This is a genomic window from Stieleria tagensis (genome assembly GCF_024129865.1).
Classification (GTDB): domain Bacteria; phylum Planctomycetota; class Planctomycetia; order Pirellulales; family Pirellulaceae; genus Stieleria; species Stieleria tagensis.
The window spans coordinates 1-17989 of the sequence record NZ_JAMYFE010000083.1; the positions used below are offsets into that span (position 1 = coordinate 1).

Genomic DNA, 17989 nt, shown 5'->3' on the forward strand with positions numbered 1-17989 from the left:
GCAAGGTCTGGATCGAAGAATCGCTCGAGCATTTCGCGGCCTGCTTTGGCATCGATCTACTGTGCTATGCGATCCTGTCGAACCACTACCACCTGATCCTCCGTTCGCGGCCGGATGTTGTCGCCAGCTGGGATGACAGCGAAGTCGCACGCCGCTGGCTATTAATCTGTCCCCTGCGCAAGATCGATGGCAAGCCCGCTGTACCGACCGAGCCCGAATTGAATTCGATTCGCAACTGCCCGGTGAAATTGGCAGAGGCCCGGCAGCGGCTGAGCAACATCTCTTGGTGGATGCGGTTGCTGAATCAACGCATTGCACAGCGGGCGAACCGCGAAGAAGAGGAGATGGGTCGATTTTGGCAGGACCGTTTTCGTGCGATCCGAATCATTGATGAAGAATCTCTGATGGCCTGCGCGGCCTATGTGGATTTGAATCCGATCCGCGCCGGACTGGCCGAAACCATCGAAGCCAGCGATCACACCTCGGTGCAACGTCGCATCGAAACGCGCCAGCAACTCGCGGCAGCGTCGCAGGACACAGGCGTTGAAACGAATTCAACATCACGCCAACCCGACTCAACGATTTCACCCCTCACTCCTGAGCAACGGCGGGACAGAATCCTTGCTCAGCTCACAATTGACGAAGCCCAAGATCCAACCGGTCCGGTCGCTAGTCAAACGTCATTTCGCTGTAGCGACAAAGGATTTTTGTCGATCAGCACCGAGGCCTACTTCGAACTACTCGATTGGACAGCACGTCAGTTCCGCCCCGACAAACCCGGATCGACGCCAGCGGACGCACCACCGGTGTTGAAACGGTTGGGGTTGGAAAAACCGGCGTGGCTAGCGCTGGTCGCCAGCTTTGAAGAGTTGTTCTGTCATCTCGCCGGCCGCTGCGATCGCATCGACGTCGAGCGAAGTTATCGCACTGGGCGTCGTTTCCAAGTACGTCCCATCGCACGCGATTTACTCACTTCGGCGGCATAGCCGGCGTGACCTTCTTTGGTCAAAAAATCTCGACCTGCCAAACGCCATACCAAACCGGTTACAGCATCGGTGCGTGCTGAGCGTGGAGATTTTGAAGTTGCGCTGTTATCGAGACCCGACGCGTTTGCAAAACCAATGGCCTCTGGAAAAAGTGCAGCTCAAAATCATTGATGAATGACCGGATCTGCTGGACGCTGCCGATCGAAATCAGATGAAAATTCCTCCGCAATCGCGTCGGTCGTCAAAAAATTACGCCGAGGGGAACGACTGCCACTTGTAATTGGGCTCTGTCCCCGGTCTTTAATCGTTAGCGAATTTGGGCGTTTTCGATTTCGTCGAGTGCGAGAGACGCGGCGGCGATGCTGCCGCCAGAGAGCTTCATTCGCCATGATTCCCGTGATCCGTCGTCCGATTTCAAGGCTCGCCAGTACAGCCAAGCGGAAACAATCAGTCCGAGCACCCCCACGACCAGCGACACAACCAACGAATTGGGGTGCATCACCGCATCAAAACCGATCGCAACGCAAACGGGAATCCACATCAACCACCATGGAAATCCAATGCCCGGACCGACGCCCAGATAGACGGATTGCAGGTGACCGAGATTGTCACGGATTTCGTCAACGGGTTTCGAGTAATCGATTCGTTTGATTCGCGTGCAGATGGCCGCAGCGGAACCGATCAAGAAGATGCCATAAACATGTAGAATCACTCCGCTGATTAGACGATGCGGAACGTGTGTGTTTCTTGCCCAGCATTGAGCGCCAAGAATAATGATCGCGATCCCGATCAAGATCTGGACAATCTGTTTGTGAAAAAGTGGTTGCAATGACACTTTGACGCGATCCAATAGTTCCCGGCGTGTAATCAGCAACCGTCCGGCCAACTCCTGTTGTGCAACTGACGCCGCGCTCGCCTGCTGCGTTGCGTCAGCGGCCGCGCCCGTGACAAGTGTCTCGGCGTATGCGGGATTGTTGGTCGATGCGATCGACTGCACGTCCGATTTAATTTGGCTTGCCTGTTGATAGCGCCGCAGCGGTTCTTTTTCGAGCGTCCTGAGAACAACGTCATCCAGCCGGACATCGATTTCGACTTTCGACGATGGCGCTGCAAATCGCCCGATGGGCAGCTCTCCCGTCAGCATCTCATAGATCACGACTCCCAGCGAATAGATGTCGGCTCGATGATCGACGTTATGGGTGCCTTCCAATTGTTCCGGCGCCATATACCGCGGCGTCCCCATGACTTGGTGTGTCGCGGTCAGCAAATCCTGCTGACTCTCGTTGCCAAGGATCCGTGAGAGTCCGAAGTCCGCGATTTTTACGCAGCCGTCAACGGACAACAGGATGTTCTCGGGTTTGATGTCGCGATGGACAACGCCTTTGTCATGAGCGTATTGCAACGCGTCGCAGAGAGAGGGCACGATCGCGAGTGCATGTTCGGGTGCCAGTCCGCCGCTCTTCACAATGTCTCGTAGAGTCGAACCTTCAATGTATTCCATCAGAAAATAGTACGTGTCGGCAACGTTGCCGAATTCGTACAGGGCGACGATATTTGGATGATTCAGTTTCGCTAACGTGCGAGCTTCACGCGTGAACCGTAACGCGAACTTGACATCATGACCGAATTCCTCTGGTAGAATCTTAATTGCAACGACGCGGTCGAGACCTTCCTGGCGAGCCTTGTAGACCGCGCCCATTCCCCCCGCCCCAATCAGTTCAATGATTTGAAGCGATGGCAATAACTCGGCCAGTCGCTCGATACTCGGCGGAATAAATGTACCTGCTGGCTTGCCGCCCACGTCAAAGGCGTCGTGAATGGCTTCGGCGTCATCGGGGAAACGGTCCAGGTATTCCTGCTTGGCTGGCGTTTCCCCCCGTCGTCGTCGATAATCGACGTCAAGAACGACCAGTTCAGCTAACAATGCATCACGCTGAAAATTCTCGTCTTCACCGGCGATCACCGATTCAATCGAAGGTGCCCCACTTGTCTGCCATTTTTGCTCAAAATCGGCGCACAGATCATCGATCCGCTCCAGAGTCTCGATCGCTAGTTTCTTTTGGCGAATGCTCATTGTCTTCAAACAACTCCTGCTGACATTTTTCTCGAATCAGGTGCAAACGACGTTCAATCGTCCGCTCAGAGCAGCCAAAACGCCCGGCAAGTTCCGCGTTTGAATACCCCTCCAACTTAGCAACCGCTAAATCTCGGAGCTGTCCGACACCTAAATGAGAAAAAATTTGTTCGACCGACTCTTGCATCATCATCACCATCTCAGGTGATGGCTCGTCGCCGAGCGCTTCGATGAGATTGTCATCATCGTCCGTTTGGTTCAACGAGAGCACTTTGACGTTTCCACCACGTCGTTGCCGCTGGTCATGCCTTCGCTTGTCAACGATCTTTCTAGCCGACATCCGCAGCAACATCCGCCAAAGATCACTTCGATCCGACAAATCCGGAAACCGCCCACCTTCGGCTGCGTTGTAAAAACTGTCGAAAACACTTAGCACGATATCTTCCTCGTCCGAGACGGCTCGGTTCTGCCCATACAAGCGGGCTCGAACCGAACGCACGAGTCGATCGAAGTAGTGCTGCCAAATGCGATTCGCGGCATTCGAATCACCCGCCTTCACTAAGTCAATCCAGTGGCTGACATTTGTGTTTTTCGACATGCGGCAAGACCGAGAGATGCAAAACGGAAAGGCAACAGAATTCACACACGCAATCGTACCACCTCCAGCATGGGCATCGAAATCAGATGCCGATGGTCTGGATACCGTCCCCGAGCAATGGAATCGCCGTGTTATTCCTCGATGCGATAGATGGCGTCTGCAGTTCGCATGATCAATGCGTTGCCATCAACGGCTGCTGAGGCAAGTGTTCGTTCGCCGAGATCGTTTTCCGCCAAGACGTTGTATTCGCGACCGGTGGCGATGACTGTCGTAACACCTGATTCATTCGTGTAGTAAATCTTGTTGTCAACCAAAACAGGCGATGCAGAGAAACCGCCGCCCACGCGTTTCGTATAGATAACGTCGCCGGTCTGTGCGTCCACGCAAATCGCGATTCCACCGTCACTGATCGAGTAGATCAGTCCTTCGTGAGCGAGCATCGACGCGGTGTGGGGAACATTTCTCTTGATCGACCATTTCAAATGAGTCTCAGTGACATCACCGCTGCCCGTGGGGTCGATCGCCAGCATGCTAGGGGTATCGTAACTGGTTGAAAGAAAAACCAGCCCTTGGTGATAGATCGGTTTGGGGATGACCGAGTATCCCGAGTAGAGCAACTGCCAGATGACATTTCCGTTGGACGGATCAATCGCCAAGACACTATCGCTGCCTGGTGCGATGACTTGTTTCTGGCCATCGACGATGATCAACGAGGGCGTGCAGAAAGAAAACTTTTTCTTCGCATCGTTCGGGCGTTCCACTTCCCACGCTACTTTGCCCGTCTCTGCATCCAAGGCGACCACTTTGGGATCACTCGCACCATCACATGTAAAAATCAACTTGCCATCGACCAAGATCGGCGAGCCACCGTTGCCGTGGACGGGTTTAAAAAACAGATCGCGGTTCTGCCAAATGAGATTTCCATCGAGATCAACGCATGCAGTTCCTTGATACCCAAAATGGACAAACACACGATCACCGTCAACAATGGGCGTCGGGCTCGCATGCGAATTCTTCTTATGAATCTTGTGGCTCTTCTCGGCCGTTTGCTCCATCAACGGCACAGACTTTAAAAGATCACCGTTCTTTGCATCCAAGATGATCAATGTCAACGCGTACTCAGTCGCTTTGGCATCCGCTTCTTGGTTTTGGGGAACCGCCGCCGTGACGTATATCCGGCCATCGGCAATGACTGGAGAGGACCAGCCTTGACCCGCGAGTGGCGTTCGAAATGCAATGTTCTTATCACTCGACCATTCCGTGGGCACGTTTGAATCTGCGTTTGCGATCCCGTTTGCCGACGGACCTCGAAAAACAGGCCAAGAGTCGACCGCGTCAGACGATGTCGAAAAACAGAGAATGCCGATGGATGTCGATATCGCAAAAAGGCAACGGGAAAGGCCGCCTAGTGTTGAAGTGATCATGAGGGGGTTGAACGCAAACGTTGATGGGAGTGTTGGATACGAGGATGCCGAACATTCTATGATAACCGAAGTCCGCCAAAGTAGAATCGCCGCATCCAATGATCACCGTCGCCACATCCGCTACCCGGTTCGCGTCATACTACTGCTTCGATGATGTCCGGTCGCACAGGTGCGTTCAGAAAAATGATGCAGATGCCCGCTAAAACAGACGAGCTTGCGATGAGTAAACAAACCAATCAGAACACGACCGCTTCAATGACGCGGCGGCAGCTGCTAATTGCGTCTGTGGCAACCGGCGGGATGCTGTTGCCAGGCACCGCGAACACTTGGGCAGATGAAACGGATTCACTCTCAACCGATCATTTCTGGTATCGGTTGGCTCCCGATGGCCCCTACATTGATTCGCAACGCGACAACAAGGCATTCGGTTTCGGCCTGGACAAAGTGTATCTGTCCCACGACAACGGCCAGACGTGGCCGCACCACGCTGATTTCCCCAATGCGAAAAACATCACGTTCAGTTGCATCTTGAAGAATGGAAACATTCTTTTCGCGACACGGACGCGACTGTATCTAAGCACCGACAATCTAGGCAGCTTCAAGCAGGTGATTGTCAAAAACACCGACGGCAGCGACTACCTTCCGCATCGGCAACTCGATCCCGAAAAACCCGGCTGGTACTTTCATCCACTCGATGGCGTCCACACCTGGGAAGTTAACGGATCGGAGATGCTGGTGTGGGGAAATTATTGCAACGTCTTGGGCGGTGCGGTTCCGGTCAACATTTACTATTCGACCGATCAAGGACAGACCGTCAAAATTGCGTACTCGTTTGGTCAGAACCCTGAATTCCAACAACCAGGCGGCACGCCACGCGATCTGCTGGGCAACCCCAACAATCCGGTCGTGTGCCGGCACATCCACTGTGTCGCATTCAACTCCGCCGAGAACGCTTTTTACGCATGCACCGGTGACCACGATCGCACCGCCGCCGACGGCAGTAACAAACAAGAATGCCATTGGCTTCGAGGCACGTATGACGCCGCGGATGATTCATGGGATTGGACGGTTCTCGTATCGGTGAATTCAAACTCACGTTTCAAGTCAGGCGGCATCAACTTTGTCGATGGGAAACTTTACTGGGCGTCCGATGCCAATGGAAAGAACGGGGAAATGCCACACGATCGCGGCATTTTCCGCTGCGAACCGGCCGATCTGACGGACCAGACAAAACACGAACTGCTATTCAATCCGCTGTTCGAATCGGCCAACATGATCATCGAAGATGGCGTAATCTTATCGGCACACTACGCACCCGCGTCGCCCTATGCGACAGGCATCATTTTCTCGCCGGACATGGGCGAGACCTGGGCACAATACGATTTGAAAGAGTTCGGCCAACGCAGCGGGATTCGTTTTCAAAAAAAGAACAGCGACGGCTGGTTTCGCGTTGATCTACGCAAAGGATGGATCGAGCGCGGCGAAGTTCTATTCATCAAGCCGAAGTCCAGTTAGACGTTCTGGCGTCTATAATCGGGGCTCAACCATCGATGACTTCCAACCGCATCCGCTTTTAAGACGTCATGAAAACCAAACTGACCAGGCAATTTGCCGTTCTGATGATCGTGACAACTGCGTTCGGCTGGTCGCCGAAAGCGAGCGGCCAGGATGAGATCATCACCTTTGAGTCTGTTCCGTCAGAACGCGAATCGATCAGTGGCGAGGAACCGCTGGCCGCAGAGTTTTCGGCGAAGCAGGCAGCGATCTATCTCGACCGATCTTCGCTGACGTGGCAGAAAGAAAAGAAGTGTGTGACTTGCCACACCAACATGCCGTACATGTTTGCGCGTCCTGCACTGGCATCGGTGCAAAAAGATTCGGGCGAAGTGCGCGAATTCTTTGAACAATACCGAACGGTACGCTGGAAAACCAAGGGGCCAAAAGAAAACCAAGGTTTCTGGCCGATCGTCGTTGGGGCCGGGCTGACATTCAACGACATGCAGACCACAGGGGAACTGAGCCCAGTGACTCGCGATGTCTTGGACATGTTGTGGACGGTGCAGCGGGCCGACGGCGGATGGAAGTGGCCGCACTGTGATTATGCCCCGATGGAGATTGATGATCACTACGGCGTCACATTGGCGGCGCTGGCCGTTGGAGTTGCGCCGGGGGGATACTCCGAAACGGCCGTCGCCAAAAGAGGGCTGGCCAACTTGCGTGTATATTTGAAAAACAACCCGCCCAAATCGCTGCACCACCGAGCAATGATCGCTTGGTGTTCGAAACGCATCGCTGGTATTGAAACCGAGGACGATCGGGCAACGACACTTCAGGAACTGTTGGCGATTCAACTGGCTGATGGCGGTTGGTCAACCGCCGGATTCTTGACTGACTGGAAGGGATTGGAGCGTGATGATGGCGAACCTCTGGACACGCAAACAAGCGACGCATACGGCACGGGATTGGTCATCGTGATCAGCCGAGAGTTGGGCGTGCCGGCAAGCGATCCGCGTTTGCAAAAAGGCATCCAGTGGTTGCTCGCCAACCAACGCGAAAGTGGCAAATGGTTCACTCGTTCACCCGTCAATGACGCAGGAAATCTGATTTCCAACACAGGGAGTGCATTCGCCGTCCTCGCACTGCAAAGCTGTGGAGAGCTCCCTGGCTGGCCATTTGATTCGTCTGAGAACTGATTTCGTCAGAGCCCAAGAAAGCTGGGAAGACCGTCTCTAATCCACCAGCAAAGCGGAAAGCACTTGCGCGTAGACACGATGTCCAAAATCGTTTGGATGATTCACGCCGTTTCCGGTTAGATCCGAATCCTTCTTTCGCTTCATGAATTCGCTCCACACACTGGTCATGTCAGCCAGCGCAATCCCTGGTCCGCAAAGCGCTGCCAATTGATCGCGATACTCGGGAAATACATCGTGATTCAAACGAACCCAGTCTCGATTGCCTAGCATTGATGCGATCAAGATGAACTCCGAATTCGGTAGGGCGGATCGCGTCCGACTGATCATGGCTTCTGTATTTTGACGGAACTCCGTCGCGGAACGGGTTGCCGAATCGTTCATGCCAAACGCTAAGATGACCAAGTCGGGCTGATGACGTGTCAATTCGTCGATCATCGTGATCCCCCAGGGAGTGGATTTCCCGCCCACGGACAGGTTGGTTAGCTTTACCTTTGTGTGATAATGGGATTGCAAATGTTCAACAAGCAAGTCTTGGTAGGCTGGTTGATACGGCGCACCGTGTCCCCACGACGACGCATTGCAACCGGTGGAAATGCTATCTCCTAACAATACGACTGAGAGTTCTTTGTGATCTCGCAGTTTCTTGATCGTGATTGGAAGCATGTCTGCGTCGAATGTCGGCATCGAGACGTTCCAATCGTCAGCGGCCTTCTCGTAAGTGACGTACGTTTGCAGTTGGTGGTACTCCAATTTTCCACCGAACATGATTTCCCCGTCGCCATCACGGTGTGTCAATTGAAATCTCTGCGAATTTGCGGGACGCCGGAGGTCCGACGGCATTGTCGTCACGATACGTGAACCGACAGGGATGACAATTTCGGAACTGCCTGGCGTGAACCGGTAGTCAGTTTCGTTTTCGTAAACGATCTCACCTGATGAACTGCGCACCGAAACGATTCGTTTGATCGGGAACAACAACCTGGCGCGAGCCTGATTCGAGTTTGCATCCCGTAAAAAAAGCACGGACTCCTGTTCAACAATGTCGCCGGACCAGAACGGTCGCAACTGATCAGGCGAATAGGTCCAAGCGTCGCGCGCTAGTTGGTCACAGAGCCAGGCATAAATCGTTGCCCCAATCTGTTTGTAGCCAGTTGCGTTGGGGTGAACGGCGTTATGGTTGGGATACCCATCGACGGGATCAAGATTCAAATGCGTGGGCACACTGCTGATTTGTGGATCTGCTTTTGCCTTCACAAACTGCAATTGTCGCTGGACCAACCGATGTTGAATTCGTTTCCATCCCCAACGTGTATATCGATCCTGGTAGTTCGACTGGAACGCTTCCTGGCGAGCATTGGGAGGCGTCGTCAAGCAAATGCCAATTTGTGCCTGCGGTGCTGCATTTCTGATCGCCGCCAGCAGTTGATCCGCATGAGCAAACATCTTGTCGATCGACGCATCGATTCCAGCGGCATTTTCTGGCGGAGCGCCGAAGCAATCGTTGATGCCCAGCAGGATCACAACGTGAGTCGGCAGGTGGTCGTCACCGCGTCGGGCAAAGTACCGATGCACATCTAATTCCGGCTCTGAGGTCTCGTTGAGAAACACGAACGGACTACTGCGCTTCTGAACTGATCCATCGGGGTTGGGTTCATATTGGGTGACAAATCGAGCCCATGTCCATCCGCCATAGCCCTCGTGAGCAACACCCTCGGCAGCTGAGGATGGCCTTTGGGTGCCGATCATCTCCCAACGGTGATTGGTCGAGAGCAGCCTGGCGATTTCATTAGGATACTGAGTCGCCGAGGTCAAGCTGTCGCCGATGACCAATAGGCGAAGCGGTTCAGCAGCTGGGCGGGCGCGGTCCTCGGTCACCTTGAGAACACTCGACTTTGACTCCACTAATTTGTCGTCGGCGGTGTACACCGACACCTGCAATGAATGATCCCCGGCATCCTGAACGGTTGGCGTTGCGGTCCAGTGTCGGTCGACAGTGCGACCGACATCACATGTCACTTTGAATCGGTAATTCTGAGGCGACTGAGTCAAGACAATATTGTCAAAATACACGCTGATCGGCACGCCGGTGACAGCGAAAATCTGCGGCGGAAGCGTCAACTGGAGTTCGGTTTGACTCTGCTGCGCCCAAACCGGCGAGACAAAAACACAGGCCAGAAGCATCCAAAGCGTGCGATTCATATTGTTACCGATAGATTGTTTGATCACGTCGAGAAGACACGCAAGACGTTGGACATTTCTGTTCTTTAAAGGTTGCCGGGTAGAGTCGCCCTTCGTCAAATCAACAAGTCGCGTCTCGTTGTGTTGCCGGCGGAACTTCAATCGGTCTAGGCAAGGATCTCATGAATGACTCGCCCATAGACGTCCGTCAGCCGAAAGTCACGACCTGCATGTCGGAAGGTAAGCCGTTCGTGGTCAAGTCCAAGAAGATGCAAGATTGTTGCGTGCAGGTCGTGCACGTGAACTTTGTCGATGACGGATTTGAACCCAAAGTCGTCTGTTTCACCGTAGCTGAGACCGCCTTTGACACCACCGCCCGCCATCCACATGCTGAATCCGTGGTGATTGTGGTCTCGACCGTTTCCGTTCTCGGATGTTGGCGTGCGACCGAATTCGCCGCCCCAAACGATCAGCGTGTCTTCGAGCAATCCGCGCTGCTTGAGATCCGCGATTAGCGCAGCGATCGGTTGGTCGATATTTTTACACAGCTTCGGAACCGTCTCGTCATGACCGCTGTGTGTATCCCATGGTTGTCCGTTTCCATAGTAGACTTGGACGAACCGCACGCCGCGCTCCACCAGTCGCCGTGCCAGCAGGCATCCGTTGGCAAAATGGCCTGGGCCGTACGCTTCTTTGGACTGTTTTGTTTCTCGATTCACGTCGAATGCCTCGCTGGCTGCGAATTGCATTCGATAGGCGGTTTGCATCGATTCGTTGCGAGCTTTCAAAACAGAATCACCGGCGCGGCTGACAAGATGTTCCGCATTGATTTGTCGCAACAATTCAAGCTGATCCCGCTGGGTCTGATGATCCCATTTTGTGTTGCTCAGATGCGGCAACATCTTGTCGGGTTGAATCGTTGAATGATTGATGTAGGTGCCTTGATGCTCCGAAGGCAAGAACGCACTGTTCCAAAGAATGGAGAACCTGACGGGTCTCCCCGGGCACAACACAACGTACCCAGGAAGGTTCGCATTCTCACTGCCTAGACCGTATAAAAACCAAGCCCCCATGCTGGGCCGTGTCGGAATGATTGTGCCATTGTTCATCTGCAGCAATGCGGGCCCATGATTGGGGTTGTCCGCGTGAAGCGATTTCAGCACGCAAATGTCGTCGATGTGCCGACTGATGTTGGGCAGCAATTCACTGACGGGGACGCCGCTCTGGCCGCGTGGTTGGAATCGGAATGGGGATGGCAACAATCCGGCAGTGGGGCGTTCGGTTAACAGGTCGGCACCTGCTGGTTTTGTTCCCGCGTACTTTTCAAGCAGTGGTTTCGGATCAAACAAGTCGCCTTGAAAAGGCCCACCATTCATGAACAGGTGGATCACCCGCTTGGCTTTCGCAGGAAAATGCGGACCGATGGCGGCCGATCCAATTCCCGTAGCGGCCGCGTTGCATGAAAGCAAGTTGGTTGCACCAATCGACCCCAGTCCGCCGAGTCCGGTCAGCAGCTGTCGCCGGTCGATCGACAGTGGTCGACGCTGTGTTCTTTTCATCGGTCAGGTCTCAATCGACAAACAAGAATTCGTTACAGGCCAAAAGAACGTGCACATACTGTTGCCAACGCAATTGATCGCTCTCGCTGGCCGTGCCTAAAAACGCACGCGCCATTTCCATTTCGTTTTCAGTGGGCTCACGTGAGAACAACCACCAATAGGTTCTAGTGATCCGCCCCCGGTCACCATCGTTTGGTGCATCCTTTGTAAGCCGCGAAACAACGGCCTGCGATTGACGCAACAGAAGTGGGCCATTGAGTGCGTAGAGCCCCTGCAGGGCGGTGACGGTCGGAACACGCTGTGGGCTGTGTTGTGTCGGATCCGGAAAGTCGTGGACCATCAATGTTGCTGACATGTCGCGACGATGTACGGTGGCGTACAGCGTCCGTCGATGATTGTGGTTGTCGTCAACGTTTGTCGACGCACCACCGAGACTCAGATCAAGGAAATCGCTGGCAACCAGCATTGCATCGCGCCATTGCTCGAATGTGATTCGACGGCGATTCATTCTCGATAGCCAAATGTTGTCGGGATCAGCTGACGCGTGCTCCGATTCAGCGGATGATTGTTGCCAAGTCGCCGAAAGCAATATCTCGCGGTGCAGACGTTTGATTGACCAACCGCCTGCGACAAATCTCGCTGCGAGGTCATCGAGCAATTGCGGATGGGTTGGTCGGCTGCCCTGGTTGCCAAAATTACTGGGCGTACTGACAATCCCTTGCCCAAAATGTGCGAGCCAAATGCGATTCACGATCACTCGGGCGGTCAACGGCGCCGCATCGGTTGTCAAAGAATTTGCCAGTTCCAATCGTCCGCTACCGTTGCGATAGGGCTGTGGATTGTCTGACAGCACGCTTAAGAATCGACGCGGAACGATGGGTCCCGGTCGATTTGGGTTCCCACGAATGTATGCTGGAAGATCGCGCGGCTCCGCCCGGTATTCGATACGGGTCCCCTCTTGAGGTGTCTTTCCCGCGCGAACGACAAACATCGATTCTTCTGACAAGGCCGGCGCCAATGGCGTGTCGTACAGTGCGGTCGTGGCCTGGATGTCTTTGATTTCTGCAGCAAGTTCGGCAAGCTTCGATTTGGGTTGCGGATTTTGCTTTTTCAGCTTTGCAATCTCCGCCTCAAATCGAGCAACCTCTATTTTTGCGATTCGCACGGGTTCGTATCGCTCTTCAGAAACCAACGGCCGTTCGATTTGTCGACAACTGGCGAAAATGCCAGCCATTGCATAGTAATCCTCCGAGCTGATTGGATCGAATTTGTGATCATGACATCGAGCACAAGCAACGGTTAGTCCCAGGAAGGTCCGCGAGACGGCATCCACACGTTCTTCCCATTCGTCGGCAACGATCACATTGATGATCTCGCACGGTAACTTCAGCTCTTTCCAGTAAGTCGGGCTCAGACTGACAAATCCGAGTGCCGAAAGATCTTCCGGCCCGGTCTCTCGCATCAAATCGGTGGCCAATTGACGACGAATGAAATCGTCGTAGGCCATGTCTTGGTTCAACGCGTCGACCACCCAATCGCGATACAGATACGGCTGTCCCGCTTGGTACAACCAACTGGCGGTTCGGTCGGTATAGCGAGCCATGTCCAGCCACCACCGAGCCCAATGCTCACCGTACTGCGGCGACTCCAACAGCGAATCGACCAATCGTTCGTACGCGTTGGGCGAATCATCGGCAACAAAATCGCGTATCTGTTCCGGGGTCGGCGGCATCCCGATCAGGTCAAAACAAAGTCGACGGATCAATGTGGCGCGATCCGCAGGCGGTGACGGCGTTAACCGTTCGCGTTCCATTGATGCCAGCACAAAGTGGTCCAATCGCACTTGCGGCCAGCGGTTGTTTTCGATCTCCGGTAGCAACTGTTTCCGCAACGGCTGAAAGGACCAGAACTCTTTTGCTTTTTCAAAATTAATTTCGCCGCTGACGGGAGTAAGCTGACCTAGCGAATCGGGGTAATGAGCACCTTGCTGCACCCACCGCGTCAATTCAGCGATGTCACGATCCGAGAGCTTTCCCTTTGGCGGCATCTGAATTTCGCCATCGTAGGCGATCGTCTCGATCAGCAAACTTTCGGTGGGCTTACCCGCATGCAGCACTGCCCCGCTGTCGCCACCACGTACGATTCCAGCGGAGGAATCCAGCAGTAGACCACCATGCACAGTCTTGGCGTTCGAGGAGTGACACGAGTAACAGTGCTCGCTAAGCAATGGACGTATCTTGCGCTCGAAGTACTCGTTTTCATCCGCCAGCAAATGATGCTGACAAGCAATCGTGACGATCACGAAGACGAGCACGCTCAGAAACAACGACGGTAGGCAGCGAAGCATGGGTCGTAGGCGGAGGTTCTTGGCAGGAATTTCAGGCGGGAGAAGCATTCTATCGTATTCCAATCGTTCGGGACGATAATGGGGACACAGCCCCCATCGATTCCGCTGAAAAAAGCGATCTTGAAGAAATGGTTATTTTTGAAACCCCAACTGCCTGCGGGTTGCCGAGATTCGATGGGATGCATGACGTGAAACGCCCCCCGTACCAACACCCCAATCCAGGTCAATGACAGCAGTAAGCAACTCGAATCAATTTTTAGACACGTTCGCTGAGGTGGAGAATTGGCTGCGCCGACATTTGTCTGTCTCCAACGACATTACGTTTTCCAAAATGGTGACACACGCCTCTGGCTCGAATCGTGTGATTCGCCGCTATGCCGATGACCTGCGTGAATACGCTGAACTGCGAAATGCGATTGTCCATGACCGATCTGGCGGACGTGTCATCGCCGAACCACATCTGACTGCGGTGCGTGATTTTCAGCAGATCGCTGCCAACCTGACCAATCCGCCCAAGTTGATTCCCAAGTTCCAACTGCATGTCAAGACTCGAGAAATTTCCGATTCAGTTGGCGCTGCAGTCAGCGACATGCGCGCAGGTGCGTTTTCGCAGATTCCGGTCACTCGAGACGGCTCTGTCCATGCCGTTTTGACGGCCGAGACAGTGGCACGTTGGTTGGCGTCAGAATTGAAAAATGAAATTGTCTCGCTCAAGGAGACTGCGATTGAGCGTGTCCTGCTTCACACCGAAGAATCCGATCACTACTGTTACCTCAGTCACGATCAGACGATGTTCGACGCGATCGATGCATTCGAACACTACGCGAGTGCTGGCAAAAGCTTGGACGCGATTCTGATCTCACACGGGGGCCAGCAAAAGAACAAACTACTTGGAATCGTCACGCTGTTTGATCTTCCGCAACTGCTAAACGAGATCGGATTGAAGAAAATTTCAGCGACGTAGGTTGAACAAAGTAAAGGTTGAACCCCACTGGTACGTGCCGAAGCCCGAAATCCGCCACCCAATGTTCCACAGCATTGTCGGTGTGAAATCGTCATCGGCATCTGCACGCTGTTCTCCACCAATTCTAATCCGGCGTTGATCGCTTCGCTAGAATTGACGAACCAGACATTTGAACTGCCTAAATACCTTTCTGTCGAATCGAATCCAAGCAACCACCATGCCGCAGCATCTGACAATCATGTTTCTTTTGTTGCCTGCCATCGTGGGAATGACGCCTATCGGCATGACCTATGGGGCTGATCCGCCATTCAGGGTTAACACAAAACGCGCTGACGACAAAGTGGAAATCAACGCGGAAGCGGGCAAGACTTACTTTTCCGTAAAGAGCCCGTTCGGTATCAGCCAGGCAGTCTTCCAACGCGGCGGCATCAAATGGCCGGACACCGTGGTGTTGCGGTTGCATCTGAAGGGGCTGGAGAACCTGAAAGTTTCCAATGGCAAGGTCAGGTTAGAAGCTTCGGCATCAAGTCAAAATGGAAACATACGGCTCTGGAAGGACGGCAAGGAAGATGCGCCACTGGGTGCGGAGAATCCGTACTGGATGCAAATTCACCTGGTCCGCAACGACGGCCAGCCAGTGAAAACGATTCCGCTGAAAGACGGCTACTTTGAAATGCAGTTGCCCAACGCTCTGTTTGAAGACAATCCAGACTCGATCACGTTAGACTGGATCGACTTCTATCGTTGAACAAGGCTATACAATGAACGTTACCGTCGATGTGATTTCCGATGTTATCTGCCCATGGTGCTACATCGGCAAACGGCGTCTGGAAGATGCAATTGCTACGTTTGACGATCAGCACGACGTGCAGGTTCACTGGCATCCATTCCAACTTAATCCGACAATGCCAAGTCAAGGGATCAGCCGCAAAGAGTATCGCACCAGAAAATTTGGCAGTTGGGAGCGATCACTGGAACTGGATGCCAAAATCATTGCCGTCGGTGAATCCGAAGGAATTCATTTCGCGTTCAACAAAACGGAACGAACGCCCAATACGGTCGATGCACACCGCCTGATTTGGCTGGCCGGTCAACATCATTGTCAGGATGCAATGGTCGAGGCATTGTTCCAAAGCTATTTCACACAGGGCCGGGACATCGGCAATCAACAGACGTTGGTTGCAGTGGCTGTCGAGGCTGGACTGGAGCGGCATGCTGCCGAATCCATGTTGAGCAGTGAAGAAGGAATGGATGTGATTGCGAACGGACAAAAACGATCGCAACAGCACAACGTGACGGGCGTCCCATTCTTTATCATCAACAACGCGATAACGCTGTCCGGCGCTCAGGAACCAGAGACGTTCGTCGATGCGTTGAAGCAAGCCATCACATGAATGGGATCAAATCGACTTCCAAGTGGGTGTTGGCAATCGCCCTGATCGTTGCCGGAACGATGCACTTCGCAAACACCGGATTTTTCATGAAGATCATGCCGCCCTATCTGCCGCTTCACAAAGAGTTGGTCATACTGAGTGGCGCGTTTGAAATCTTGCTGGGGGTTCTGCTGCTGGTTCCACGATGCTCACGACTGGCGGCATGGGGAATCATCGCGCTGTTGATTGCCGTGTTCCCCGCCAACATCTACCTTTATCAGCACCAGGATATTCTTCCGGCGTCACCGACCATCCATCTGCTACGACTTCCGCTACAGGGCGTTCTCATTCTCTGGGCGTTCTGGCACACAAGGGAAGCAACGCAACACAGAGATGTTCGACCTGAATTCAACCGTCAGTGAACAAATGGAGAATCCACTTGTCCGAGATACAAACCATCACCGCCAGTGAACTTGCCCAGCGCGGCGGGGCAAACGACATCGAGTTGATCGATGTACGAACGCCGCTTGAATTTGGCGAGATCCGAGCGGTCCCGGCACGCAATCTGCCGCTGGATCGACTCGATCCAGTGGCCGTGATGCAGGCGCGCGATCCGTCCGCCGATCAACCCTTGTATTTGATCTGCAAGGGGGGAGCACGCGGCGCAAAGGCCTGTCAAAAATTCATCGACGCGGGCTATGCCAATGTCGTGAATGTCGAGGGGGGAACTGAAGCATGGGCCCAGGCTGGGTTACCGGTGGTCCGTGGCCAGAAAGTGATGTCGCTCGAACGACAGGTTCGCATCGCCGCTGGATCGATCGTGCTGGTCGGCGCGTTGCTAGGCATTTTTGTGCATCCGTACTGGGCGGGCATCTCCGCTTTTGTCGGTGCCGGATTGGTTTTTGCCGGCATCAGTGATACCTGCGCGATGGGCATGCTGATTGCCAAAATGCCTTGGAATCAGGTGAACACGGCTTCTAGGTGAAGGAAAATTTGATGACGGGATCTTTGTCGAATGACCACGCTGTGAAACGAAATCTCAATAGCAAGGTTGCTTTGGTGACTGGCGCGAGTCGAGGGATCGGAAAAGCGATTGCGGTCAGGCTAGCCGCAGACGGTGCTTCTGTCGTCGTCAACTACGCCGGGAGTGCTGATCAGGCGGCGGCAACCGTGAAAGAGATCGAAGAACATGGCGGCCGAGCGATTTCGATCCAAGCCGATGTCAGCAAAATCGCTGATGTGAAACGAATGTTTGACGAGACAACGGAAGTGTTTGGCAATCCAAATGTGTTGGTGAACAATGCCGGCATCATGTTCAACAAACCGATTGTTGAAATGGATGAACAGGAATTTGATCGGCTGATAGCAGTCAACCTAAAAGGCACATTGTTCTGCTGCCAGGAAGCGGGCAAGCGAATGACCGACGGTGGTCACATTATCAATCTCTCCTCATCCACCACGCTCATGATGCTGCCCAATTACGGCGCTTATGTTGCGTCCAAGGGTGCGGTCGAGCAACTTTCTCGGGTGCTCGCCAAGGAATTGGGCAGCAAAAAAATCAACGTCAATATCGTTTCTCCGGGGCCCACCGACACGGAACTATTCAACCAGGGCAAAAGCGAAGAACAAAAACAGAACTTTGCCCAGATGGCTGCTCTCGGTCGCCTGGGCGCCCCCGACGACATCGCGAGTGTGGTTGCGATGTTGGTCAGCGCCGATGCGGGATGGATCAGCGGACAAAACATTCGCGTCAACGGTGGGTTGGTCTGAATTGAATCCGCCGGTGCACGTTC

15 protein-coding genes are annotated in these 17989 nt (G+C 53.7%); 9 read left to right on the forward strand and 6 right to left on the reverse strand.

The annotated features are described in order from the left end of the window. Positions 1-986: hypothetical protein (locus tag NHH03_RS19485; protein WP_253158754.1), on the forward strand; the 986-nt coding region annotated here is incomplete at its 5' end. Positions 987-1293: 307 nt separating this feature from the next. Here NHH03_RS19485 and NHH03_RS19490 read toward each other — a convergent pair. The 3 genes from NHH03_RS19490 to NHH03_RS19500 all read right to left on the reverse strand — a co-directional run bounded on the left by NHH03_RS19490 (position 1294) and on the right by NHH03_RS19500 (position 4926). Continuing rightward, positions 1294-3060 (reverse strand): serine/threonine protein kinase, encoded by a 1767-nt coding sequence (locus NHH03_RS19490; RefSeq protein WP_253158756.1) that lies wholly within the window; start codon positions 3058-3060, stop codon positions 1294-1296. Next, a complete protein-coding gene (locus NHH03_RS19495; protein WP_253158759.1) occupies positions 3008-3658 on the reverse strand; it encodes an ECF-type sigma factor in 651 nt (216 codons plus the stop codon). The genes NHH03_RS19490 and NHH03_RS19495 overlap by 53 nt, the downstream gene beginning before the upstream one ends. Positions 3659-3789: 131 nt before the next feature. Then, the gene (locus tag NHH03_RS19500) at positions 3790-4926 is read right to left on the reverse strand and encodes a PQQ-like beta-propeller repeat protein (protein ID WP_253158761.1); all 1137 of its coding nucleotides are present in this window, start codon (positions 4924-4926) and stop codon (positions 3790-3792) included. A gap of 375 nt (positions 4927-5301) precedes the next feature. Between NHH03_RS19500 and NHH03_RS19505 the strand changes: the two genes are divergently transcribed. After that, positions 5302-6597: a hypothetical protein gene (locus NHH03_RS19505; RefSeq protein WP_253158764.1), complete on the forward strand. Its 1296-nt coding sequence runs from the start codon at positions 5302-5304 to the stop codon at positions 6595-6597. A gap of 104 nt (positions 6598-6701) precedes the next feature. Continuing rightward, positions 6702-7775: a squalene--hopene cyclase gene (locus NHH03_RS19510; protein ID WP_253158817.1), complete on the forward strand. Its 1074-nt coding sequence runs from the start codon at positions 6702-6704 to the stop codon at positions 7773-7775. A gap of 36 nt (positions 7776-7811) precedes the next feature. On the opposite strand, the gene NHH03_RS19515 is transcribed toward NHH03_RS19510, so the two are convergent. The 3 genes from NHH03_RS19515 to NHH03_RS19525 form a co-directional block, all read right to left on the reverse strand. After that, positions 7812-9974 (reverse strand): SGNH/GDSL hydrolase family protein, encoded by a 2163-nt coding sequence (locus tag NHH03_RS19515; RefSeq protein ID WP_253158765.1) that lies wholly within the window; start codon positions 9972-9974, stop codon positions 7812-7814. Between the two features lie 146 nt (positions 9975-10120). After that, positions 10121-11512, reverse strand: coding sequence for a DUF1501 domain-containing protein (locus tag NHH03_RS19520; RefSeq protein ID WP_253158767.1), 1392 nt, complete (start codon positions 11510-11512; stop codon positions 10121-10123). A gap of 10 nt (positions 11513-11522) precedes the next feature. After that, on the reverse strand, positions 11523-13859 hold the full coding sequence (locus NHH03_RS19525; RefSeq protein ID WP_253158769.1) for a PSD1 and planctomycete cytochrome C domain-containing protein: 2337 nt from the start codon (positions 13857-13859) through the stop codon (positions 11523-11525). A gap of 226 nt (positions 13860-14085) precedes the next feature. Between NHH03_RS19525 and NHH03_RS19530 the strand changes: the two genes are divergently transcribed. The 6 genes from NHH03_RS19530 (at position 14086) to NHH03_RS19555 (ending at position 17966) form a co-directional block, all read left to right on the forward strand. Then, positions 14086-14823 carry a hypothetical protein gene (locus NHH03_RS19530; RefSeq protein ID WP_253158771.1) on the forward strand — a complete coding sequence of 246 codons (738 nt, stop codon included), beginning with the start codon at positions 14086-14088 and terminating at the stop codon, positions 14821-14823. Positions 14824-15040: 217 nt separating this feature from the next. Continuing rightward, positions 15041-15571, forward strand: a complete 531-nt coding sequence (locus NHH03_RS19535; protein WP_253158773.1) for a hypothetical protein — start codon at positions 15041-15043, stop codon at positions 15569-15571. Between the two features lie 13 nt (positions 15572-15584). After that, the gene (locus NHH03_RS19540) at positions 15585-16217 is read left to right on the forward strand and encodes a DsbA family oxidoreductase (RefSeq protein ID WP_253158775.1); all 633 of its coding nucleotides are present in this window, start codon (positions 15585-15587) and stop codon (positions 16215-16217) included. After that, a complete protein-coding gene (locus NHH03_RS19545) occupies positions 16214-16618 on the forward strand; it encodes a DoxX family protein (protein WP_390895596.1) in 405 nt (134 codons plus the stop codon). The genes NHH03_RS19540 and NHH03_RS19545 overlap by 4 nt, the downstream gene beginning before the upstream one ends. 17 nt (positions 16619-16635) lie before the next feature. Next, the gene (locus NHH03_RS19550) at positions 16636-17181 is read left to right on the forward strand and encodes a rhodanese-like domain-containing protein (protein ID WP_261364364.1); all 546 of its coding nucleotides are present in this window, start codon (positions 16636-16638) and stop codon (positions 17179-17181) included. Between the two features lie 11 nt (positions 17182-17192). Then, entirely contained in the window at positions 17193-17966 is a 774-nt protein-coding gene (locus tag NHH03_RS19555) for an SDR family oxidoreductase (protein ID WP_253158779.1), read from the forward strand. Positions 17967-17989: the final 23 nt, after the last annotated feature.

What these genes read in the sequence shown, in the direction of transcription:
- NHH03_RS19490 (WP_253158756.1), bottom strand. Translation starts at nt 3,060, where the DNA reads ATGAGCATTCGCCAAAAGAAACTAGCGATCGAGACTCTGGAGCGGATC.
- NHH03_RS19495 (WP_253158759.1), bottom strand. Translation starts at nt 3,658, where the DNA reads ATGTCGAAAAACACAAATGTCAGCCACTGGATTGACTTAGTGAAGGCG.
- NHH03_RS19505 (WP_253158764.1), top strand. Translation starts at nt 5,302, where the DNA reads ATGAGTAAACAAACCAATCAGAACACGACCGCTTCAATGACGCGGCGG.
- NHH03_RS19510 (WP_253158817.1), top strand. Translation starts at nt 6,702, where the DNA reads ATGATCGTGACAACTGCGTTCGGCTGGTCGCCGAAAGCGAGCGGCCAG.
- NHH03_RS19515 (WP_253158765.1), bottom strand. Translation starts at nt 9,974, where the DNA reads ATGAATCGCACGCTTTGGATGCTTCTGGCCTGTGTTTTTGTCTCGCCG.
- NHH03_RS19520 (WP_253158767.1), bottom strand. Translation starts at nt 11,512, where the DNA reads ATGAAAAGAACACAGCGTCGACCACTGTCGATCGACCGGCGACAGCTG.
- NHH03_RS19525 (WP_253158769.1), bottom strand. Translation starts at nt 13,859, where the DNA reads ATGCTTCGCTGCCTACCGTCGTTGTTTCTGAGCGTGCTCGTCTTCGTG.
- NHH03_RS19530 (WP_253158771.1), top strand. Translation starts at nt 14,086, where the DNA reads ATGACAGCAGTAAGCAACTCGAATCAATTTTTAGACACGTTCGCTGAG.
- NHH03_RS19535 (WP_253158773.1), top strand. Translation starts at nt 15,041, where the DNA reads ATGCCGCAGCATCTGACAATCATGTTTCTTTTGTTGCCTGCCATCGTG.
- NHH03_RS19540 (WP_253158775.1), top strand. Translation starts at nt 15,585, where the DNA reads ATGAACGTTACCGTCGATGTGATTTCCGATGTTATCTGCCCATGGTGC.
- NHH03_RS19545 (WP_390895596.1), top strand. Translation starts at nt 16,214, where the DNA reads ATGAATGGGATCAAATCGACTTCCAAGTGGGTGTTGGCAATCGCCCTG.
- NHH03_RS19555 (WP_253158779.1), top strand. Translation starts at nt 17,193, where the DNA reads ATGACGGGATCTTTGTCGAATGACCACGCTGTGAAACGAAATCTCAAT.